We start from the raw sequence: 22,170 nt of genomic DNA on the forward strand, positions 1-22,170 counted from the left end.
TAAAATCGGTGAAGCTTATTCTGAGTCCGACACCATGCGCCAATATCCCCCTTCTGCCTGGGCAATCTTTAGCATCTTGATCGCTGCGCTGGTTCACTTTGGCTTGGGCTTTGCAATTGAATTCTCGGTTGATGAAGCACACTACGCTCTATATGCCCAGCACTTAGCTTTCAGTTATTTTGATCACCCGCCCCTAGTCGGATGGATACAGTGGCCCTTAATCAGTTTGACTTCAAATGAAGGAATCATTCGCTTGGTTCCGGAGTTGTTGTGGGTGCTGTCTTGCTACGGTGTATTTCTAGTTAGCAAAGAACTCCATCGCCTCATTCAAGGTCGTAATGCGGGTTATCTCACCAGCGCACTTCCTTCTGCTAATACCTGTGCTTTGATGTCAGTACTTTGCATCATTGCTGCGCCTCTTCCCCATGTTCTCGCAGTTGGCTTGCTGCCAGATAGTATTCTGATCCCTCTCAGTCTGGGCATCATGCTGATGTCTATACGATGGATCCGCAAAGATACTTATGCCGCAAGTGATTGGCTTGTGCTTGGCATTCTTTTGGGCTTAGCCGGACTGAGCAAATACACTGCCTGCTTTACTGCCTTAGCCCTCTTCATCGTCTTTCTGCTACACCCTAGAAAAACTTGGATCCGCCAAGGTGGATTTTGGCTGGCTTTGCTCATTGCCCTTATTCTGATTAGCCCGGTCCTGTATTGGAATATGACCCATGACTGGATTTCCTTTCGATACCAAATCGCTCATGGCGGTGGTTCTTCATGGGCATGGCGAAGAGTTGCTGCATTCTTAGGTCTGCAGGTGCTCTGCTTTGGACCTCTCATCATTATTGGCGCTTTTTTATTCTGCAAAGATTGTTTGTATACCAGCCGTCGCTCCATGATTGCGCTCTTGAGTTTCTTTGTTATTCCTTTTGTAATTTTTGCAGCGCTCTCCGGCGGTGGGGGTTTGCCGCATTGGACTAGTCCCGCCTGGTTTTGTCTGGCGCCTTTTTCTGGCATTGGTTTAGCAAAGGCCTGGTCTATACGTCACCGCTTTTGGATTAAGTTTCTGTTGATATTGCAAATTACGCTTTGTCTAATGGGTTTTGTTTATGTTTTATCCGGTGGTATCAATACAGCAGCGATTAAGAGCAATCCAATTGCCGATCTTTACGGCTGGAAACTGGCCGGCCAAAAAGCAGCGGAACTTGTGCGAGCAAATCAGGTTCAAGGAATTGCTGTTCAGAATTGGACTCTCGGCAGCCGCATTGCTTGGTACGCTCATCCTTTGCCTGTATTTATTCTTGATCAACGCCAAGACCAGTTTGATCTCTGGTTTGGGGAGCTCCCTTTAGGTAGCTCAGTTTTGTTGGTCAATTGGACTGGTATGCCATTTAATCAACCAACACTAGATAAGCCCATCGACGGGCCTTCAGGCGAGAAGTTCGCCTTTGGCGAATGCAAACCCATAGAGCACATTGCCATTGAGCGATTTGGCCAAAATTTATCCAGTTTTGAATTTAGCCTATGTAGTCATTGGCAGAAAACGGGTTTACGGTAGTAATTCTTTAAATTCAAGGTCTAAGCAGCCTAAAGCATTATCCTTAGGCCTATGAATCCTCAATCCTCAGCCACCCCCAGCCCCAGCACTGGGTGGAAGTCCCTACTGAAGAAAGCCTGGCCTACTATCCGGATTTTGCTGTCGATAGCCCTGCTTTGGAAAGCAACCAGTGGTATCAATTGGGATGCCCTCATCCACTCCGAGATCCAAATGCAGCCCTTATGGTTTGCAGCAGCGGGTGGGGCTATCCTGTTGGCTTTTATTTGCGGTGGCTTGCGTTGGGGAATGCTCATGCGACAAGTTGGTTTTCGTGCAAGTCTCAAGGATTATGTCGCCCTGTACTTTGCCGGTGGTCTCATCAATCAAGGTTTACCTAGTACCCTTGGTGGTGATAGCTACAGGGCAATCACAGCGAGTCATCTAGATGGTCAAGGTCACTTTACTGAGCAGAAAGTCTTAGATGAAGAGCTTCATCACGCAGTCGATCTTGAACACGCAAAACCCAAGCTGCGTTTGAGTTTTTCAATGGTTTTTGTCGATCGGCTGCTCGGCCTTGCAGGCAATAATCTATTGGGCGCCCTAGGATTAATTGTGGGTGGAGCAACCTTAGCCAGCTGGGGAACAAGCTTGGGCTATGCCCTTATGGCGATAATGATTTTCTCGGGCCTATTGATTGCTTTTATTTTGGCCTGGACCCCTGCTCGCAATCTTTTGCAAAAGTTTCTAATGAAATTGAATTTGGGTGATGCTCTGCCTGGTATCCGTTTTGCTTTTTCTTGGCCAATCAATGTTGGACAAGCAGCAGTTGCCATGAGCATTCATTTCTTTACAATCCTGGCGCTGGGTTTTTGTCTCAAGGCTTATGGCGCAGAAGCTCCCTTGGAAGGCCTCATGATTGGCTTACCAGCCCTCAGCTTATTGTTAATGCTGCCAATTAGTATTTCTGGATGGGGCTTACGAGAAGCCACCCTCTCTTCTGTGCTAACCCTCTGGGCAGTTAATCCTTCTGTGACCGTGCTAGCCTCGATTAGCTATGGCGCATTAACTGTTTTATGTGTTTTGCCCGGTGCATTTATTCTATTAAAACGAAAGTCTTCTCTTTAGAGCCTAACTATGAGTATTAGTGTCAATACCATGCGTGCCATCGACCACTGGGTTGGTGTTCCTTTGTGCGCCTTAGTCAGCCCTCTCGTCGCATTAGTCGACCGCATTAAGAGCCTCTTTACGCCTACGCTTGAGGCTCCTAAAAAATTACTCTTTATTGAATTATCCGAAATGGGTAGCGCTATTTTGGTGGACCCAGCGATGCGTAACGCTCAAGCTCGTGGCGCAGAACTATTTTTCTTAATCTTCAAGAGCAATCGCGCCAGCCTATCTTTACTTAATACCGTTAAGCCGGAGAATATTTTTACGATCGATTCTTCCAGCTTGGGCGGCTTAATTAAAGATACGCTACGGTTTTTATGGATTGCGCGCTGCCACAAAATTGATACCGTCATTGATCTCGAGCTCTTCTCTCGCTTCACTGCCCTGCTCACTGGCTTATGTGGTGCCCAGCGCCGAGTCGGCTATCACATCTTTCATGGTGAAGGCTTATGGCGTGGCACGATGTTGACACGCAAGGTCCATTACAACCCGCATATTCACATTACTAAGAATTTCCTATCCCTGATTCATGCGGCTTATGCCAAAGAGATTGAAGTGCCTTTTAGCAAGATTCAGATTTTAGATTCGGAAGTGCGACTTGAACAAGCCATCATTGATACTCAGGTCAAGAATGCAGTGCTCGAGCGAATTGTAAAGTTGGCCAGTTCCGCCGGCATTCCTTTTGCTCATGGTAGACAACGTCTGATTCTGATTAACCCCAATGCCAGTGATTTGCTGCCGCAACGTCGCTGGGCTCAAGCCCGTTTCTCCGAATTAATTCAATCTATCGCAAAGCGTTACCCCGATGATTTGATTCTGATTACAGGTTCACCCGCTGAGATTGCCTATGTAGAAACTGTTCGGTCGGTTGCTAATGTTGCGCATGCCCTCAATTTTGCAGGGCAAGTTAGCTTCTCAGAACTACCCGCTCTCTATACTCTGTCGGATGTCATGGTGACCAATGATTCTGGTCCTGGACATTTTTCTGCAGTGACGCCTTTGAGAACGATCGTGTTATTTGGACCAGAAACACCTGCACTGTATGGTTCATTAGGCAACTCGATTTCGATTACAGCGAACTTGGCTTGCTCGCCTTGCGTCAGCGCTGCTAACCACCGCAAGACCCCCTGTCATAACAATGTCTGTATGCAAGCCATTAGCGTTAAGCAAGTGATGGAAAAGGTCGAGTTGCAGTTACAGGCAGCCGATCTCGCTAAGCAAGCTTGATTCCATGACATATCAACGCCCTTCTTTGTTGGTATGTTGTGCGCCTGTTCTACCCTTAGCATTAGGCTTGCTGATCTACTTTGGTGGCATCCAGAACAGCAGTTTTCTATTCATCAATCAAATCACACAGAATGTTCCCGATCGAATTTGGGCGGGCCTGACCTTTTTAGGAAATGGCTGGGGCACATTTGCGCTTGCCTTTCCTTTACTCTTGTTAGCCCCACGCTTACTCAGTGCTGGCATCTTTGCAGGATTATTGGGCGGCTTAGCCATTGCCATTCTCAAACCACTGGTGAACTTACCTAGACCCGCAAGTGTTTTGGCTAGCGGTGACTTTCATCAAATTGGCGAAGCTCTACTTTATAACTCCATGCCATCAGGCCATACCTTAACGGCCTTCGCCGTCGCAAGCGGTCTTTACTTTGCTTGTGAAATCGATAAGCGCAAGCCTTTGCTCTGCTTATTTGCCTTAGCATCTCTGGTTGGCTTATCCCGCAGCGCGGTGGGTGCTCACTGGTTAAGTGATGAGTTCGTAGCAGCTGCAATTGGTCTTTGGTGCGGAATCCTCGGCTCTTTTCTGGCTAGCTTGATTCCCGATAGTCAACTGTTCTTGAGTAAGTGGTGGCCCCGCTTTATTGCACTGTGCGGCTTATTGACCATCTACCCTTTGCTCACCCAAACCATGGATTCGGATTTAAATCACCCTTTGCAATATGCCTGCGCCCTACTGATTGCAATTACCTTAGCGCTCTTTGTGCGGGCACAGCGCACTCAGTCCAGTCGCTAATTCATGTTTAGTTATCGACACGCCTTTCATGCAGGCAGCCATGCTGACATCCTCAAACATATTGTTCTAATTCAACTTGTTAGCTATCTTCAAGAAAAAGAAGGGGCTCTAACGATCATTGATACTCATGCTGGAGCTGGTATCTATAGTCTTAGTGATGGCTTTGCTGCCGTGAGCAAAGAAGCTGAGGGTGGTATCTTTCGCTTAAATCAATACTTTCAATCTTCAGATCATTCAGTCTTCACAAGTAGCATTAGTGAATATATGCAGGCGATTGCCTCTGAAAATCCGAATGAAGAGATTGCCTTTTATCCTGGCTCCCCTTTTATCTTGGCAAAAATGTTGCGCCCACAGGATCGATTGAAACTCTTTGAGCTTCATCCCAAAGAAATTGACTTGCTACGCCACAATGTGCAGCAGCTCCCACAATCTAAGCAGATTGATATTTATCACGAGGATAGCTTTAGTCGATTAAAAGGTTTAGTTCCCCCGCCAAGCCGCCGCGGACTCGTTCTGATTGATCCATCTTATGAAGACAAGCAAGACTATCGATATTTAGAATCCGCCCTAGAAGAAGCCTTAAGTCGCTTTGCTACGGGCTGTTATGCCATTTGGTATCCGATTCTCTCCAGAAGAGAGGCAGCTGCCCTGCCTGATAGATTGCAGAAAATCGCCACTGCTCATAAACGGTCTTGGCTACAAGCTGAGTTGAGAGTGGAGAACTCTCCAGGAGAGCGACGTCTACAAGCCAGCGGTATGTTTGTTCTCAATCCCCCCTGGACCCTTGAGGGCCACCTTAAGGAGGCCTTGCCTACCCTAGTTAAAATCTTGGGTCAAAACTCAGGGGCGGAGTTTATCTTAAAGAACGTTGAAAACTAAAGATCACTTCGACTGTGGTCGATAGTCAAACATGATTTCACTACGGCGTAAGAAAGGTAAAGTCCATGGTGGGTTGTAACGTGCAAATTGCGCTGGTCCAATAGGTGTCAAACGTTTTTCCGCCATCCAATCTTTAAGCTCAGTCGTCTTCGCCTCTACCTTGCTATAGGTACTAAAACCAGAGAAAGTAATCACTGCTTTATTTTCTGCTGGAATTTTTTTAAGTTGGACCTGCTCATCCACCGGCGTAGGCAGAGTACTCAGCTCAAAAGAGCTTGGCATCACAAAGGCTACTAGCCACTCATTGGTTCCTTCGTTGATTAAGACTGGCGAACCCATTGCAGCAGATTCAGCTTTAGGTTCGACAATGACTGGAATGGTCATCTCAATTTTTTCTTTAGACTGATTTTTTCCAAAGATATAAGCTGCAATGAGTCTAAAGCCGGCACTGGAGGCCTCACTCATATCACCCTTCACCCTCACCTCAGCAATGATCTTTGGCTCGTAGGCTCGGAGTTCAAATGGGCCAGACTGCTCAAGCACACTATATTTTGGCTCTTCAATTGCCATAACTGCTCCTGAGAAAAGGATTAATCCAGCTAAACAGATTTGTAGTAACTTTTTAGTTTGACTCATTGAGAACTCACTTACCATTTGGACTGCAATACAAAGCCAGAGGAGTTGTAACTTAATTTACCGCTGGCTCCAACAGGTAAAGTTACCTTATTTGCTTGATGGCCAAACGGTAAATCCGTTAAGAGCGGAATACCTTCGGGCAGACGCTTGCGCAGATGCTCGAAGACCATATGGAGATCATAGCCCTGATCATGGTCAAAAAGGCGATATGCAGAAAATCCACCTAATAGGACGGCGCTTTGGGAACCCAGAATACCCGCATCCAATAATTGCATTAAATTACGTTCGATTCGATAAGGATGCTCGTTCACATCCTCTAGAAACAGAATGCCGCCCTGTATTTGCTTTTGCGCTGGGAAATATGGAGTTCCAACTAGGCTGCACAGAATCGTTAAATTGCCACCCCAGAGGGTTCCAGTTAGCTCTCCTGCGGTAGATTTACCTAAATAACTCTGCTGAGCCTCTACTTTGCAATCCAATTGACGATCCTGAATCGCTGCCTGAAAGTGTTTCCACATCAATGGGTCAGGGATAATTTCAGCTTGGCTCTCTTTAGGCCCAAAGTCGTAGTTGAGCATAGGGCCCGCTAAGGAGACTGCGCCAGTTTTTGCCAGTAAACCCAATTGGAAGACAGTAAAGTCGCTATGGCCACATACCTGAAGTCCATTTTGAATGGCGTTTGCAATTTGCTGCCATTCAATATCGGGCAATAAGCGGTGTAAGCCATATCCACCTCGCATGGCTAAAACAAGATGCTCTCCAGAGAGCTTTCCGATTTGATTGAGCTCAGATAGGCGCTCTGCATCTTTTCCAGAGAAGCGCTGATGTCTTCGCTCAACGCAATCGGTATTTTGAACCTCAAAACCTTGCCGCTTAAACCATTCAATAGCAGCAAAAGGACTTTGCGGTTCTGGGTTTGCGCCTGAAGGAGCAATTACATGAATTTTTTTCAACGCCGCTCCTTAAAGAAATCTTTTAGCGCTTGACCGCACTCCGACTCTAGTACGCCACCATCGACTGTTGTCTGATGATTCAATTGATTGATCGAGAAAATATCCACCACACTGCCAGCTGCACCAGTCTTAGGGTCTCGAGCACCAAATACGACTCTATCTACTCTAGCATGGAGCATCGCCCCGGCACACATCACACAGGGCTCTAGAGTGACGTACAGGGTACTGCCAGGCAAGCGATAATTTTGTATCTCACCAGCAGCAGATCTGAGGGCCAGCATTTCTGCATGCGCACTTGGATCGTGATTACCAATAGGACGATTAAATGCTTTAGAAATGACTGCCCCGTTATGGACCAAGACCGCGCCAACTGGAACCTCCCCAGCTTGAGCAGCGAGTTTGGCCTGCTCTAATGCTTGCATCATGAACTGGTGATCAAGCTCGCTAGACATGATTAAGGACGATGGACGTCTGCCCAGCAATTGGGGGTTTCATAAAGCCGAATCGCTGTAAGTTGTAAGCGTCCAGCAAAGGCTTTATCAAATAGCGGAGATAAGATGTTGAACGCAGCTTGTGCCAAGTTTTCCACTGTAGGGACATGTTCCATGACTACCGTCTTGTGATTGGGCAAACTGTTCAGAAAATCCACCAAGCCTTGGTCTTCTTTGGCTACTAAGAATGCATGATCCCATGGCTCAACAACGTATTGATTACTCAAACGTTTGATATCAGCGAAGTCTAAGACCATGCCGTCATCGGCTTGACCTGGATGATTAGCAATTTCGCCCGATAAGGTAAGCTCAATCGCGTAGCGATGTCCATGAAGATGTTTGCACTGGCCATCATGATTCGGAATGCGATGACCTGCATCAAACTCAAGTCGACGGGTAATAGATATGGGTGCTGGCTTCATGAGGAATTGTTTTTCTGTGAGTATTTACCGAATGCCAATTATCTTATGAGTTTGCATGCTCAGACGCCATAATGGGCGTTTTTGACACAGTTGAATGGCTAATTGGGTATTTTCTGCCAACTGAGCGCCATCCATCGGCTGCAAAAAGCGATTACGGTAATCCATTTTCTCAAAGCGGCCGAGTAAATTTTCTAGATTGTCATGTCCTACCTGTGGAATAACCAACTTCATTTCGTCTGCTTGAAGTACAACCAAGTCAGCCCCTGCTTTAGGACTTACGCAAACCCAGTCAACACCTGCAGGCACCTTGAGAGTGCCATTAGTTTCAATTGCTACCTCAAAAGCCTTGTGATGAAGCGCATCAATTAAAGCTTTATCCAACTGGAGCAAAGGCTCTCCACCGGTGAAGACAACGTAACGTTGTTGTGGGCCAGCCTTAGTTGAGAGCCACGCAAGTTCAATTGCAGCAGCTAGGCTTTCGGCAGTTTCAAACTTTCCACCACCATCACCATCAAAGCCTACAAAATCAGTATCGCAAAACTGGCAGACTGCAGTAGCTCGATCTTCCTCGCGCCCACTCCACAAGTTACATCCAGTGAAACGACAAAAGACTGCAGCTCGCCCCGTATGTGCGCCCTCACCTTGTAGGGTTGGAAAAAGTTCTTTAATGGTATACATAGTCAATCAAGTGGAAGTGAGATTATTTCCAAGAGAGCAGTTCGCTTTCAAGGTAATCTTCCCAGAGAGCTGCGGCAATGTTATAGCCTGGCAATAAATATCGACCTGAACTTCTTCTAATGACCCAGCGCCCAATTTTTGGTGATAACCAGATATCTTCATCACGCCAATTTGCTATACGAGAAAAATCATTGCTCTCAAAATTAGGGGCATTCACGTGATACTTGAGCGTCAGAAAATCGCCCGCGGGCACTTGTATTCTTTGCCAAGATTGAGTATTGATATTTTCGCTCCAATAATAGGAATTATCGGGATAACCAGGCACGATATAGCGAGTTTGATAAAACCCAGACCAACCGGCTCTAAGTTGCTCAGGCCATAGTGGCATCGGTTTCTGAAATTGCTGGGGTGGGTTCCAATGGGGATCTTGCAAGATATATCCCCGAGGGCTTTGAATCTCATCGGGCAACACACCCAGCTTTTGACCAACTCGGGAAATCCGAATTTGTGCACCTACCGCCTCAACACGCTCAGTAACTGTATCCATTAGCAAGCCATTGAAAACATTTTTAATGCTGTATACCCACTCTTGGCCAACCTGCGGTGGCCGCATATGAATATCAAAAGGCTGAGGCTCACTTACCCCTTGCGGAAATGGCAATGAAGAGAGGCATGCTACCGGCAGAGATGCTGCAGTGAGCAGTAATGCCCTACGTGTGAGATTTACTTGTAACTCTGGAGCTGCCACTGGGTAGTGTCCTCAAGTGACTCATTGTTAATCTGCCCTTGAATCTTGCAGGAGCCGGTTGACTCACGGGCAACCCAACGACCAATTTGTGGGGCAAACCAAATGGTTTCTTTACGTACGCAATCCACTTTATTGGGATCAGCATTTTCAAAATAAATCAGGTTCTGGAAACGCAGTGCAGTAAAGGTTCCGGCTGGAACAGTAATTTGCTGCCAGCCATTGGAGCTCATATATAAATTCCAGTTATAGAAATTGCCATCATAGCCAGTGATTTGATACTTTGTATTAGCTTGCTTACTCGAATTGCCTGAAAGATTTTGTGGCCACAAAGGAATGGCTGGGCTGTAGCTAATGACTCGAGTCCAATGGGGATCAGTAGAGATCATTCCCCATGGCCCCTGGATTTCTGAAGGTAATTGACCACCATCAGCAGTTGTTCTGGTGATCGTGATCTGAGCGCCAACGCTAGAGACTCGCTCAGTAATAATGCCTAACTCTTTGCCATTAAATACATTCTTCTTAGAGTAAACCCATTCTTGGCCCACTTGAGGAGCGCGCACGGTTGGCAAAGGGTTAGGAGTAGATATTGAGTTACCTGTCTCATAACCCAACGGAGCTGCGCAAGCAGTAATGGCCAAAACCCAAGCAAGGGTAGAGGTGCGCTGTAATAGATTCATATGATTTATTCCCACTCTATGGTTGCTGGTGGTTTACCGCTAATGTCGTAGACCACTCGATTGATGCCACGCACTTCATTGATGATGCGATTGGAAACCTTGCCCAAGAGTTCGTGTGGCAAGTGAGCCCAATGTGCAGTCATAAAGTCTTGAGTTTGTACAGCTCTTAGGGCAACAACATACTCATAGGTTCTACCATCACCCATGACGCCAACCGATTTCACTGGCAAGAAGACTGCAAAGGCCTGACTGGTTAAGTCATACCAGGATTTTCCACTTTGCTGATCAATCGTATTGCGTAGTTCTTCAATAAAAATGGCATCAGCACGTTGTAATAATTTGGCAAACTCTTCTTTTACTTCGCCCAAGATACGAACACCAAGACCAGGACCTGGGAAGGGGTGGCGATAGACCATCTCTCTTGGCAAGCCAAGAGCAACGCCAAGCTCTCTCACTTCATCCTTAAATAATTCGCGTAAGGGCTCTAGTAACTTGAGATGCATATCTTCTGGTAAACCGCCCACATTATGGTGGCTCTTAATCGTATGCGCGCCCTTCTTGCCTTTACCTGCAGACTCAATGACGTCTGGATAAATCGTTCCCTGAGCTAACCATTTCGCGTTTTTAACCTTAGCTGATTCACTCTGGAAGATTTCAACAAATTCCTTGCCGATAATTTTTCGCTTAGCTTCAGGATCAGCAACACCAGCAAGCTCAGACATAAATTTGGGGGCAGCATCGACCCGTATCACCTTCACTCCAAGATTGCGGGCAAACATCTCCATCACCATATCGCCTTCGTTAAGACGCAGCAAACCATGATCCACAAATACACAAGTCAGCTGATCGCCAATCGCCCTATGAATTAAGGCGGCAGCAACGCTTGAATCGACGCCGCCGGATAAACCAAGAATGACTTCTTCCTTACCAACCTGCTTCTGGATTTTTTCTACAGCTTCGCTGATGTAATCACCCATCACCCAATCTGGTTTGCAGCCGCAAATCTCATGTACAAAGCGGTTAATGATTGCGGTGCCTTGAAGCGTATGAGTGACTTCTGGATGAAACTGAAAGGCATAAAATTTACGCTTTTCATCTGCCATACCGGCGATTGGACAAGACTCTGTTGAAGCCATCAACTGAAAAGACTCTGGCAAGCTGGTAACAGAATCGCCGTGACTCATCCATACTTTCAGAATACCGTGACCTTCGCTAGTAGAGAAGTCTTGAATGCCTTTGAGTAGAGCAGTATGACCATGGGCACGCACTTCTGAGTAACCAAACTCACGGGCTTTGCCTAAGGACTCAGCGGACGCCACAGCACCGCCCAATTGGGTTGCCATAGTTTGCATACCGTAGCAAATCCCCAGCACAGGAACGCCCAGTTCAAAAACAATATTTGGGGCTCTTGGGCTGCCTGGCTCGGTTACAGAGTTGGGGCCACCTGACAGAATGATGCCTTTACAGCCCTCTTCTAGAACGAAGCGGCGAATGAATTTGGGATCACAATCGTAAGGATGGATTTCAGAATAGACTTTTCCATCACGTACACGTCTGGCAATGAGCTGGGTTACTTGTGAGCCAAAGTCGAGAATCAGTATCTTATCGTGCACGAAGGAGGCTGCCTTATGAAGTCTTAGTCGATGTGGTAATTCGGCGCTTCCTTAGTGATCTTCACATCATGAACATGCGACTCGCGTACACCTGCACTTGTGATTTCCACAAAATTGGCTTTCTCATGCAGCTCATTGATCGTTTTGCAACCCAAATAGCCCATGGAAGAACGAATACCACCCGTTAATTGATGCAAGATGGTCAGAACACTACCTTTGTAAGGAACTTGTCCTTCAATTCCTTCGGGAACCAGTTTCTCCGCATTGGCTGCGCTGATGTCGCCTTGGAAATAGCGATCTGCAGAACCATCTGTCATGGCGCCCAAAGAACCCATGCCACGATAACTCTTGTATGAACGTCCTTGATAGAGGAACACTTCACCTGGCGCTTCTTCAGTTCCTGCAAACATACCACCCATCATTACTGAATTAGCGCCCGCTGCCAATGCTTTAGAGACATCGCCAGAATAGCGAATACCGCCATCAGCAATCAGTGGGATACCAGTACCCTTGAGTGCGTTAGACACATTCACAATCGCTGTAATTTGGGGAACACCAACACCCGCAACAATGCGAGTAGTACAAATCGAACCAGGCCCAATACCAACCTTGACGCCGTCAGCACCATGATCGGCCAGAGCCTTAGCAGCCTCACCGGTTGCAATATTACCGCCAATCACTTGGACCTGAGGATAATTTTTCTTGACCCACTGAACGCGATCAAGCACGCCCTGACTATGCCCGTGAGCAGTATCCACCACGATCACATCGACGCCTGCACGCACCAAAAGCTCAACGCGCTCATCGTTATCGGGACCGACACCTACCGCAGCACCGACCCGTAATTTACCTTCGCTATCTTTACAGGCATTAGGATGTTCAGTGGCCTTCAAAATATCTTTAACCGTAATCAGGCCGCGCAGCTCAAAAGCATTATTGACAACCAATACGCGCTCTAAGCGATGTTTACTCATCAAGCGTTTGGCTTCTTCTAAGCTCGCGCCCTCTTTAACCGTAATCAAACGTTCACGAGGAGTCATCTTCGATTTAACAGGTGCATCTAAATCTTCTTCGAAGCGTAAGTCGCGATTGGTAATAATGCCAACGACTGTTTTTCCTTCAAGAACTGGGAAACCCGAAAATCCATGCTCGCGGGATAACTGCATCACTTGACGAACGGTCACCGATGGTCCGATCGTAATTGGATCACGCAAGACACCAGATTCATAGCGTTTGACTTTAGCTACTTCACGAGCCTGCTCTGCAGGTGAAAGGTTTTTATGAACAATGCCAATACCGCCTTCGCTGGCCATGGCAATTGCCAATCGACCTTCCGTGACGGTATCCATTGCTGCGGATACTAAAGGCGTGTTGAGTGAAATACTTCGAGTGAGTTGAGTCGCCAAATTGGCGTCTCGAGGGAGCACCGATGAATAAGCCGGCACGAGGAGCACATCGTCAAAAGTGAGTGCTTTTTGAATGAGTCGCATGCAAAACCCCTAGTCGCAAAAACAGATTATAGCCTCCTTGCCTTTCTTCTAGAGGCCGCAGCCTGAAATTTGGCATCCTGGTTTTGATTTGCCTTTTTCCGACGGACGGTTTTGGGATCTATTAATAAGGCGGAATAGAGCTCTAGGCGATCGCCAGCATAAATCGGACTATCCCAATCCTTGCGCTTACCAAACACCCCAAAACAGCCCTTTCTGGCTAAAACAGGGTCGTTTGGCCCGGTAGCAATACCGGCTTTTTGCAAAGCCAGGCCTACAGTGGCCTTTTCATTGGGCGCTAAAGTGAGTTGGAATGGGGTGATCTTTGGCACTTCGCCTCGGGCATCGCAAATCCAAATCTCAAGCATCGAGATCCTCAGCCCGCTTCACAAAGCACTCCACAAAGGTCCCGGCGATATAGCCAAAAACAGGGCCAATGACCTTATCGAGCAGGACATTCTTAAACTCCCACTCCAGGGTGAATTCCACCTTGCAGGCATCTTCGCGAAGTGAGATGAATTTCCATTGGCCAGAAAAACGTTTAAATGGGCCATCTACAAACACCATATCTATTGAGTCTGGTCGATGATTGGTATTGCGGGTATGAAAAAATTGGGAAATTCCCTTAAATTGAATATGAATTTTGGCATCCAAGACAGTATCGGTTTGCTCAAAAATCTCTACCCCACCACACCAAGGTAAAAACTCGGGGTAGCTAGCCACATCAGTGACCAAGCCATACATGCGCTCTGCAGATTGGTCAATTAAAACGGTCTTGTGGACGTCTGCCATAATCGATCGTGAGAAGGTAAAAATATGAGTATCGTCGATAACAAAAAAGCCTTCTTCGATTATTTTATCGAGGAACGGTTCGAGGCGGGTCTGGTTCTAGAAGGCTGGGAAGTCAAGGCCATCCGTGCAGGTCGCGCCCAAATTAAAGAAGCGTATGTCGTCATTCGCCAGGCGGAGCTTTTTCTGATTGGCGCTCATATTGCCCCGCTTCTTTCTGCGTCCAGCCATATCGTTCCCGATAACACCCGGACCCGTAAATTACTCCTCAATGCGATAGAGATCCGTAAGCTCATCGGCAAGGTTGAACAAAAGGGCTATACCCTGGTTCCAATTAATCTCCATTTCTCGAAAGGTAATGTGAAATGCGAGATTGGGTTAGCCAGGGGTAAAAAACAGCATGACAAACGTGCGGCAACCAAAGAGCGTGAGTGGGAAGTCCAAAAAGGTCGAATCGCTCGTGGCGACCTCAATAGCTAGAAATCGCTTAGACTAGGCCTATTTTCCCCATATTGGTGCAATATGGCACCAAGCCGCTCCCCTCTTTACATTGTTGTCATCTCAAAGGCGTTAGTTTGTCATTATGAAATTGCCTTTCGATGAGATGCTCGATGCTGCCGGTAAAGCGCGTCCCCACTACCAGATATTCCATAACTGGCTAAAACAGCAAAGCGATACCCTGATGGGTCTCAAGCGTGCTGAGGCTGACCTGATCTTTCGTAGAGTGGGCATCACCTTTGCGGTCTATGGCGATGATTTGGGCTCGGAAAGAACAATCCCATTTGATCAAGTGCCTCGGATCTTTGCAGCCAAAGAATGGGCGCAATTAGAAAAAGGTTTACGTCAACGCGTAAAAGCCCTCAACCGATTTATCTACGACGTTTATCACGAAGAAGACATCATTAAAGCGGGGATTATTCCAGCTGAACAAATCTTCAACAATGCGCAATATCGGCCTGAGATGCGCAATGTCAATATTCCCAGAGACATCTATGCACAAATTGCAGGCATTGATATTGTGCGAGCAGGTGAAGGTGAGTTCTACGTCTTAGAAGACAACTTGCGTGTTCCTTCGGGGGTGTCATATATGGTGGAAGATCGCAAGATGATGATGCGGCTCTTTCCGGATCTCTTTCAAAAATATCGCGTAGCGCCTGTAGAGCACTACCCTGACTTACTGTTGGAGTGTCTTAAATCGGTTAAGCCTGAAGATGTTAAAAAACCCAATGTCGTTGTACTCACACCAGGCATGTATAACTCCGCCTATTTCGAGCACAGCTACTTAGCGCAACAAATGGGTGTTGAGCTAGTCGAAGGCAAGGATTTGTTTGTAAAGAACGAGCAGGTCTTTATGCGCACCACCCAAGGTCCAGAGCGAGTAGACGTCATTTATCGCCGGGTTGACGATGACTTCTTGGACCCACTCTCTTTCCGCTCTGATTCCACACTCGGTGTTGCTGGACTCTTATCCGCCTATCGAGCTGGCAATGTCACTTTAGCCAATGCAATTGGTACTGGTATTGCAGATGACAAGTCGATCTACCCATACGTACCAGACATGATTGAGTTCTATTTAGGTGAAAAGCCGATCCTCAATAATGTACCTACGTTTCAATGTCGCAAGCCTGATGACCTGGCCTATACCTTAGCCAACCTCGATAAATTGGTGGTGAAGTTAACGCACGGCGCGGGTGGCTATGGCATGTTAGTAGGCCCCGCAGCTAGTAGAGGAGAGATTGAAGAATTTAGAGCTCATCTCATCGCTAATCCCGATAAATATATTGCTCAGCCCACGCTCGCTCTATCAACCTGCCCTACATTTGTTGAATCCGGCGTAGCACCTCGTCATATTGATTTGAGACCCTTTGTACTATCCGGCAAAACGATCAAGATGGTTCCTGGTGGCCTCACTCGGGTTGCTTTAAAAGAGGGTTCTTTGGTGGTTAACTCCTCCCAAGGTGGTGGTACCAAAGACACCTGGGTCTTGGAAGAATAAGAGAAGAGCCTATGTTAAGCCGCACAGCAGATTGCTTATATTGGATGGCTCGTTACACCGAGCGTGCAGAAAATACTGCACGTATGCTCGACGTCAATCACCAAACCTCTTTACTTCCACAGCCAGCAGAATTTCTGGAGCAAAGCTGGAAAAAATTGCTGACGATTTCTAAATTGGAAGCAGACTTCTTGAGTAAGTACGATGTCATTAATCGCGAGAATGTCTTGGACTTTATGATTTACGAGACCAGCAATCCCTCCAGCATCGTTTCTTGTTTATATGCTGCGCGTGAGAATGCACGTGTCATTCGAGGAAAAATTACATCCGAAGTTTGGGAAACCCAAAATACGACTTGGCTTGAGCTTCAACGCATTTTGGAGGCCAGGGACCAAGCGGATCCTAGTCGTTTGCTCGATTGGGTCAAACACCGTTGTCACCTCTTCCGCGGGGTCATGTACGGTACGATGCTCAAAAATGAATCCTTTTACTTTATTAATATCGGTACTCTCTTGGAGCGGGCTGATAATACCGCCCGTATTTTAGAGACCAAGTATGAAGATCAGGCTAGTCTGAAAGTTCTGCGAGCTCAAAATAATGGTGGTGATAATGAAGATGGTGGAAGTTTTTTTGATTTCTACCACTGGGCAGCTCTATTGCGCTCTGTCTCCGCTTTTGAAATCTATCGTCAGATTTACTCTGACCAAGTCGTGCCTAAACAGGTTGCTCAATTATTGATTTTCAATAAACAGATGCCTCGCTCGCTAGTCTGTTGCGTGAATGAACTCATCTCATTGATTGCTGAAGTGGAAAATAATCAGTCAAGAGAAATTGAAAGGTTACTGGGAAAACTCAAGGCCAGCCTGGATTACTCAGATATTGATGAAGTTTTCTCCCAAGGTCTCGAAGAATTTATTGAGTCTTTCCTTGAAAGAATTAACCATATCGCCGATGAATTTAGCACCGCATACCTCATTCCATTGGCTTCGAATTAAAAAATGACCATGCATTTAAAGATCCGCCACCGCACTGAGTATCGCTACGAAACTCCCGTACGGTATTCCATTCAGGAATTACGCCTCACCCCACCTCAAACTGCAGGCCAAAAAATTGAGCGCTGGAAAGTGGGAACGCCAATTAAAGCCAGCACTTCACATGATGCTTTTGGCAATCTGTGTAGCGTCTTTGTGCAAGAGAGCCCCTATACCTCAATGATGATTGAGGCCGAGGGAGAAATCCATACTCAAGATGCTTATGAATTTATTGATACGCCAAAGGCTGTCTCACCTTTCTACCTGCTCCAGCAAACCCATTTGACTGAGCCCACCCAAGAAATGCTCTCTTTCTTCGAGAAGAATCTGCCAAAGAACAACACGATTGAATCAGTTCTTAAATTAGCTAGCGCTGTACAGGCTACGATTGCCTATCGCCCTGGTGAAACCAATTTTGCAACGACTGCCGCACAATCATTTGCCTTGAAGTCTGGTGTTTGTCAGGATCACGCGCACGTGATGCTGGGTCTTTGCCGATTCTCGGGCATTCCTGCGCGCTACGTTAGTGGATATTTCTTTGCAGAAGAATCTCCAAATTTAGCGAGCCACGCTTGGATTGATTTTTGTAGTGATATCGATCAAGGAATATGGCAAAGTATTGATATCACCCATGCTTGCTTAGCCGATGCCCGCCACATTCGACTGGCCATTGGACGAGATTACTATTCAGCTGCTCCTGTTAAAGGGGTACGTTCTGGTGGTGGTGGCGAGGAGCTCAGCGCTAGTATTTCCATACAACAAGTCCTTTGAACCTCAGTTTTAGTCTTAGGCGATAATCCCAAGAAATCATTTTTAGGAAGTTTGCTATGACGTATTGCGTAGGCTTATGTTTAAAAGACGGTCTAGTCTTTTTATCCGATACCAGAACCAATGCAGGTGTTGATCAGATTGGCACCTTCCGCAAAATGGCCCTCTTTCAAAAAGATCAGAATCGTTTTTTTGCACTGATGAGCGCTGGCAACCTGGCCGTTAGCCAGGCTGTAAAAGAAATATTACTCCAAGGTCAAATGTTTGACGGCATGAACTTATGGAATGCGCAAAGCACACATGATGCTGCAGTAGTTATCGGTGAAGCTGTCAAACAAGTCTATGAGCGTGATCATGAAGCTTTAGAAAAAGCAGGGCTTGAATTTAATTGCAATTTCATCTTTGGCGGGCAAATCAAAGGCGAGCGACCCAGGCTCTTTAATATTTACTCTGCAGGTAATTTCATTGAAGCAACACCAGAGACCTGCTACTTTCAGATTGGTGAGTCTAAATACGGTAAGCCGATCTTGGATCGTGTGATCACTTTTGATACCCCACTCAATTTAGCCACTAAATGCGCCCTCATCTCGATGGACTCGACTCTGAAAAGTAATATCTCGGTTGGTCTACCGCTGGATTTATTGGTGTACGAAAAGAATTCCTTGAAGGCCAGCAAGCTTGTAACCATCGATGATGCCAATCCCTATTTCGAGATGATTCATAAACTCTGGGGTGAAAAACTTCGCGCTGCTTTCAATGCCATTATTGAGCCTAGCTGGAATAATACGGGCCGTGGGCCCTCTATTACCGCCCCAACCAAAAAGATGGGGCCAGTATTAATTCATAAGGGTGTAAAAAAGAGTTTGCCAACTAGCAGGCCCAGCAAAAAAGGGGCAACAAAAAAGGCGACTACCAAGACTAGGTCCAAGTAAGTCGCCTCTGTGTCTTAGCTTGGGTTTACTGCTTACCCAACATCTCCCATGTAGCAACCACGCTATCCGGGTTCAGAGAAATTGATGTAATCCCTTTAGCAACCAACCAGCGTGCAAAGTCCGGATGGTCAGAAGGTCCTTGACCGCAAATACCGACATATTTATTTTGCTTACGGCAAGCTTCAATCGATCGCGCAATCATGAACTCAACTGCAGGATCGCGTTCATCAAAGTCAATCGCCAATAATTCCATTCCAGAATCGCGGTCTAGTCCCAAGGTAAGCTGGGTCATATCATTTGATCCAATCGAGAAGCCATCGAAGTATTCGAGGAACTCATCAGCCAAAATCGCATTTGAAGGAATCTCGCACATCATGATGAGGCGCAAGCCATTAACACCACGCTTGAGGCCCAGCTTTTCCATCATACCAATCACACGCTGCGCTTGCTTGATAGTGCGTACGAATGGCACCATGATTTCAACATTATCTAGGCCCATATCTTCGCGCACGCGTTTCATCGCCGCGCACTCTAAGGCAAATGCTTCACCAAAATCTTCAGATATATAACGTGAGGCACCCCGGAAACCAAGCATCGGATTTTCTTCATCAGGCTCATAACGTGAACCACCAATCAGTTTCTTGTACTCATTGGATTTGAAGTCGGATAAACGAACGATAACTGGCTTGGGATAGAAAGCTGCAGCGATAGTGGCTACACCCTCAACTAGCTTGTCTTCGTAAAAAGCGCGTGGGCTGGCATAGCCTCGCGCCACGCTCTCAACAGCACGCTTGAGATCAGGATCTACATTGGGATATTCCAATACAGCACGGGGATGAACACCAATGTAATTATTAATAATGAACTCAAGACGCGCTAAGCCGACACCTGCATTCGGAATCTGGCAGAAATCGAACGCCAACTGAGGATTACCGATGTTCATGGTGATCTTGACAGGAATCTCCGGCAAGGCGCCTCGAGAAACTTCAGTGACTTCCGTTTCAATCAAGCCATCATAAATATGACCTTCGTCACCTTCAGCACAAGATACCGTAACAACCATACCATCTTGGAGTTGATCGGTAGCATCACCGCAACCGACTACTGCTGGAACACCCAACTCACGCGCAATAATCGCAGCGTGACAGGTACGACCACCACGATTGGTCACAATCGCAGAAGCACGCTTCATTACGGGCTCCCAGTTAGGGTCGGTCATATCGGCTACTAATACGTCGCCAGGCTGAACACGATCCATCTCGCTAGGATCACGAATGATTCTGACCGGACCACCACCGATCTTTTGACCAATGGCTCGGCCCTTAGCTAAAACCTTAGAGCTACCCTTCAATTTGTAACGCATTTCCACTTGTCCGGCAGCTTGACTCTTCACGGTCTCTGGGCGCGCTTGCAAAATATAGATACGGCCATCTTGACCATCCTTACCCCACTCGATATCCATCGGACGACCGTAATGCTTTTCAATGATGACAGCGTATTTTGCTAACTCTGTAATATCTGCGTCTTCCAAAGAAAAACGGTTGCGTTTTTCTGGGGTAACGTCAACAGTCACCACTTTCTCAACAGAGCCTGCTGGAGCAAATTGCATTTGAATCAGTTTTGATCCCAAAGAACGGCGAATAATCGCTTTCTTGTTTTGTGCCAAGGTAGTTTTGAAAACATAGAACTCATCTGGATTAACCGCGCCCTGCACCACAGTCTCACCTAAGCCATAGCTTGAGGTAATGAAAACCACATCTTCAAAGCCAGATTCGGTATCCAAAGTAAACATCACACCCGCAGCACCCAAGTCAGAACGTACCATGCGCTGAATACCAGCTGACAATGCTACCTCGGCATGAGCAAAGCCTTTGTGCACTCGATATGAGATTGCACGATCGTTATAAAGCGAAGCAAACACTTCACGAATCTTCTTCAGAACATCATCAATACCTTCGACGTTTAAGAAGGTCTCTTGTTGACCAGCAAATGAGGCATCTGGAAGATCCTCAGCAGTAGCTGAGGAGCGGACCGCAAAGGAGCCCTTGCCGGAGTCGTCTAATTTCTTAAAAGCGGTGCGAATTTCTTCATCCAGACGGGGCTGAAATGGCGCAGTCTCAATCCAATGACGAATTTCTGCACCGGCTTCAGCTAAAGCACGAACATCATCAATATTCAGATTCTCTAAACGCTTCTGAATTCTCTCAGTGAGATTGTTGTGTTGTAAGAAATCTCGAAATGCTAGTGCAGTAGTGGCAAAACCGGTAGGTACACGAACCCCGGTGCTTGCTAACTGTGAAATCATTTCTCCTAAGGAGGCATTCTTACCACCGACGGATTCAACATCGGTCATGCGGAGCTGCTCAAAAGGTAAAACATAGGCTTGCGCCATACTGCTGTTTTGCTGTTGTTGGTTGGACATAAACTACTCTCTAAAGATAAGGAAACTGGTCGAGCGGCCGCACTAAATACGGCATACTTCATTAACGTATTATTGTAGTGCTGACCCCGACCCAAAGACCCAAAATCATGTCCAACGAATCCCGCATTGTTTTCATTGTTTCAGATGGAACTGGCATCACCGCCGAGAACTTCAGTCAATCGATTTTGGCGCAATTTGAGGCCACTTTTAGGCAGATTCGGATCCCTTTTGTGGATACCTCTGAAAAAGCCCATGACGCGGTTAGTAACATTAATCAAGCCGCCTCTAAGTATGGCGTGCAACCCATTGTTTTTACTACCCTAGTTAACCCAGAACTCAATTCCATTGTGGGAAAAGCCAATGGCCTGATTTTGGATATGTTTCAGACCTTTGTGGCCCCCCTTGAACATGCCCTCGGCATTAAATCTACCCATGCGATGAACCGGCTTCACCACAATGCGGATACTGCAGCTTATAAAAACCGGATTGAGGCAATTAACTACTCCTTAGCCCACGATGACGGGCAGTCCAATCTCAAACTGACTGAGGCTGATGTCATCTTGGTGGGCATATCTCGGGTAGGCAAGACCCCAACCAGCCTATATTTAGCCATGCAGTATGGCTTGAAAGCAGCCAACTACCCATTAATCCCTGAAGATTTTGAGCGCGGTCAATTACCCAAAGATTTACTACCCTATCGCCAAAAAATCTTTGGTCTGATGATTGATGCTGAGCGTCTTTCAGAAATCCGCAATGAGCGGCGCCCTGGAAGTAACTACGCCAAGCTAGAAAATTGTCGTTATGAAATTAATGAAGCAACTGCGATGCTAAAGAAAGAATCTATTCCGTGGGTGAGCACTACAAGCAAATCGATTGAAGAGATTGCCACCACAGTTTTACAAGCAATTAAAGCGGATAAAACGATTCTCGGCTAAA

General features: G+C 46.6%; 23 protein-coding genes. 11 read left to right on the top strand and 12 right to left on the bottom strand.

Annotated features, from left to right (window positions below; translation table 11 throughout):
- Positions 1–34 precede the first annotated feature (34 nt).
- Genes Pas1_RS05990 through Pas1_RS06010 form a run of 5 tightly spaced genes read left to right on the top strand, consistent with a single transcriptional unit; the run spans position 35 to position 5,594 of the window.
- The gene (locus Pas1_RS05990; protein ID WP_112294765.1) at positions 35–1,555 is read left to right on the top strand and encodes a glycosyltransferase family 39 protein; all 1,521 of its coding nucleotides are present in this window, start codon (positions 35–37) and stop codon (positions 1,553–1,555) included.
- Between the two features lie 51 nt (positions 1,556–1,606).
- Positions 1,607–2,659: a lysylphosphatidylglycerol synthase transmembrane domain-containing protein gene (locus Pas1_RS05995; RefSeq protein ID WP_112294766.1), complete on the top strand. Its 1,053-nt coding sequence runs from the start codon at positions 1,607–1,609 to the stop codon at positions 2,657–2,659.
- A gap of 9 nt (positions 2,660–2,668) precedes the next feature.
- Positions 2,669–3,928 (top strand): glycosyltransferase family 9 protein, encoded by a 1,260-nt coding sequence (locus tag Pas1_RS06000; RefSeq protein ID WP_112294767.1) that lies wholly within the window; start codon positions 2,669–2,671, stop codon positions 3,926–3,928.
- Positions 3,929–3,932: 4 nt separating this feature from the next.
- On the top strand, positions 3,933–4,715 hold the full coding sequence (locus Pas1_RS06005) for a phosphatase PAP2 family protein (RefSeq protein ID WP_112203625.1): 783 nt from the start codon (positions 3,933–3,935) through the stop codon (positions 4,713–4,715).
- 3 nt (positions 4,716–4,718) lie between these two features.
- Positions 4,719–5,594, top strand: a complete 876-nt coding sequence (locus tag Pas1_RS06010) for a 23S rRNA (adenine(2030)-N(6))-methyltransferase RlmJ (protein WP_112203623.1) — start codon at positions 4,719–4,721, stop codon at positions 5,592–5,594.
- Between the two features lie 3 nt (positions 5,595–5,597).
- Here the strand turns inward: Pas1_RS06010 and Pas1_RS06015 are convergent, their stop codons facing one another.
- Genes Pas1_RS06015 through Pas1_RS06065 form a run of 11 tightly spaced genes read right to left on the bottom strand, consistent with a single transcriptional unit; the run spans position 5,598 to position 14,091 of the window.
- On the bottom strand, positions 5,598–6,230 hold the full coding sequence (locus Pas1_RS06015) for an SOUL family heme-binding protein (RefSeq protein ID WP_225971591.1): 633 nt from the start codon (positions 6,228–6,230) through the stop codon (positions 5,598–5,600).
- An 11-nt stretch (positions 6,231–6,241) separates the two neighbouring features.
- Positions 6,242–7,183 (bottom strand): LD-carboxypeptidase, encoded by a 942-nt coding sequence (locus tag Pas1_RS06020; protein WP_112203621.1) that lies wholly within the window; start codon positions 7,181–7,183, stop codon positions 6,242–6,244.
- Complete coding sequence (gene tadA, locus Pas1_RS06025) at positions 7,180–7,635, bottom strand: tRNA adenosine(34) deaminase TadA (protein WP_112294768.1); 456 nt, start codon at positions 7,633–7,635, stop codon at positions 7,180–7,182. The genes Pas1_RS06020 and tadA overlap by 4 nt, the downstream gene beginning before the upstream one ends.
- 2 nt (positions 7,636–7,637) lie before the next feature.
- A complete protein-coding gene (queD, locus tag Pas1_RS06030; RefSeq protein ID WP_112237855.1) occupies positions 7,638–8,096 on the bottom strand; it encodes a 6-carboxytetrahydropterin synthase QueD in 459 nt (152 codons plus the stop codon).
- 24 nt (positions 8,097–8,120) lie between these two features.
- The gene (queE, locus tag Pas1_RS06035) at positions 8,121–8,774 is read right to left on the bottom strand and encodes a 7-carboxy-7-deazaguanine synthase (RefSeq protein ID WP_112294769.1); all 654 of its coding nucleotides are present in this window, start codon (positions 8,772–8,774) and stop codon (positions 8,121–8,123) included.
- 22 nt (positions 8,775–8,796) lie between these two features.
- Positions 8,797–9,522 (bottom strand): hypothetical protein, encoded by a 726-nt coding sequence (locus tag Pas1_RS06040; RefSeq protein WP_112294770.1) that lies wholly within the window; start codon positions 9,520–9,522, stop codon positions 8,797–8,799.
- Complete coding sequence (locus Pas1_RS06045; protein ID WP_112294771.1) at positions 9,498–10,199, bottom strand: hypothetical protein; 702 nt, start codon at positions 10,197–10,199, stop codon at positions 9,498–9,500. Before Pas1_RS06045 ends, Pas1_RS06040 begins: the two co-directional genes overlap by 25 nt.
- Before the next feature lie 5 nt (positions 10,200–10,204).
- Positions 10,205–11,812, bottom strand: a complete 1,608-nt coding sequence (guaA, locus tag Pas1_RS06050) for a glutamine-hydrolyzing GMP synthase (RefSeq protein WP_112203591.1) — start codon at positions 11,810–11,812, stop codon at positions 10,205–10,207.
- A gap of 23 nt (positions 11,813–11,835) precedes the next feature.
- The gene (gene guaB, locus Pas1_RS06055; RefSeq protein ID WP_112294772.1) at positions 11,836–13,302 is read right to left on the bottom strand and encodes an IMP dehydrogenase; all 1,467 of its coding nucleotides are present in this window, start codon (positions 13,300–13,302) and stop codon (positions 11,836–11,838) included.
- 26 nt (positions 13,303–13,328) lie between these two features.
- Positions 13,329–13,667 (bottom strand): RnfH family protein, encoded by a 339-nt coding sequence (locus tag Pas1_RS06060; RefSeq protein ID WP_112203588.1) that lies wholly within the window; start codon positions 13,665–13,667, stop codon positions 13,329–13,331.
- Positions 13,660–14,091 (bottom strand): type II toxin-antitoxin system RatA family toxin, encoded by a 432-nt coding sequence (locus Pas1_RS06065; protein WP_112203586.1) that lies wholly within the window; start codon positions 14,089–14,091, stop codon positions 13,660–13,662. Before Pas1_RS06065 ends, Pas1_RS06060 begins: the two co-directional genes overlap by 8 nt.
- A 24-nt stretch (positions 14,092–14,115) precedes the next feature.
- Here Pas1_RS06065 and smpB point away from each other — a divergent pair, with 24 nt between their 5' ends.
- From smpB to Pas1_RS06090, 5 genes are all read left to right on the top strand, one after another.
- Positions 14,116–14,568 (top strand): SsrA-binding protein SmpB, encoded by a 453-nt coding sequence (gene smpB, locus Pas1_RS06070; RefSeq protein WP_112203584.1) that lies wholly within the window; start codon positions 14,116–14,118, stop codon positions 14,566–14,568.
- Positions 14,569–14,671: 103 nt separating this feature from the next.
- Positions 14,672–16,084 (top strand): circularly permuted type 2 ATP-grasp protein, encoded by a 1,413-nt coding sequence (locus Pas1_RS06075; RefSeq protein ID WP_112203582.1) that lies wholly within the window; start codon positions 14,672–14,674, stop codon positions 16,082–16,084.
- A gap of 11 nt (positions 16,085–16,095) precedes the next feature.
- Positions 16,096–17,076, top strand: coding sequence for an alpha-E domain-containing protein (locus Pas1_RS06080; protein WP_112203580.1), 981 nt, complete (start codon positions 16,096–16,098; stop codon positions 17,074–17,076).
- Positions 17,077–17,079: 3 nt separating this feature from the next.
- Positions 17,080–17,883: a transglutaminase family protein gene (locus tag Pas1_RS06085; RefSeq protein WP_225971592.1), complete on the top strand. Its 804-nt coding sequence runs from the start codon at positions 17,080–17,082 to the stop codon at positions 17,881–17,883.
- Between the two features lie 56 nt (positions 17,884–17,939).
- A complete protein-coding gene (locus tag Pas1_RS06090) occupies positions 17,940–18,812 on the top strand; it encodes a peptidase (protein WP_112237842.1) in 873 nt (290 codons plus the stop codon).
- Positions 18,813–18,837: 25 nt separating this feature from the next.
- Here the strand turns inward: Pas1_RS06090 and ppsA are convergent, their stop codons facing one another.
- Positions 18,838–21,234, bottom strand: a complete 2,397-nt coding sequence (ppsA, locus tag Pas1_RS06095; protein WP_192874750.1) for a phosphoenolpyruvate synthase — start codon at positions 21,232–21,234, stop codon at positions 18,838–18,840.
- A 107-nt stretch (positions 21,235–21,341) separates the two neighbouring features.
- Between ppsA and ppsR the strand changes: the two genes are divergently transcribed.
- Positions 21,342–22,169 (top strand): posphoenolpyruvate synthetase regulatory kinase/phosphorylase PpsR, encoded by an 828-nt coding sequence (ppsR, locus tag Pas1_RS06100; RefSeq protein WP_112203574.1) that lies wholly within the window; start codon positions 21,342–21,344, stop codon positions 22,167–22,169.
- Position 22,170: the final 1 nt, after the last annotated feature.

Source organism: Polynucleobacter paneuropaeus (assembly GCF_003261235.1).
GTDB lineage: Bacteria > Pseudomonadota > Gammaproteobacteria > Burkholderiales > Burkholderiaceae > Polynucleobacter > Polynucleobacter paneuropaeus.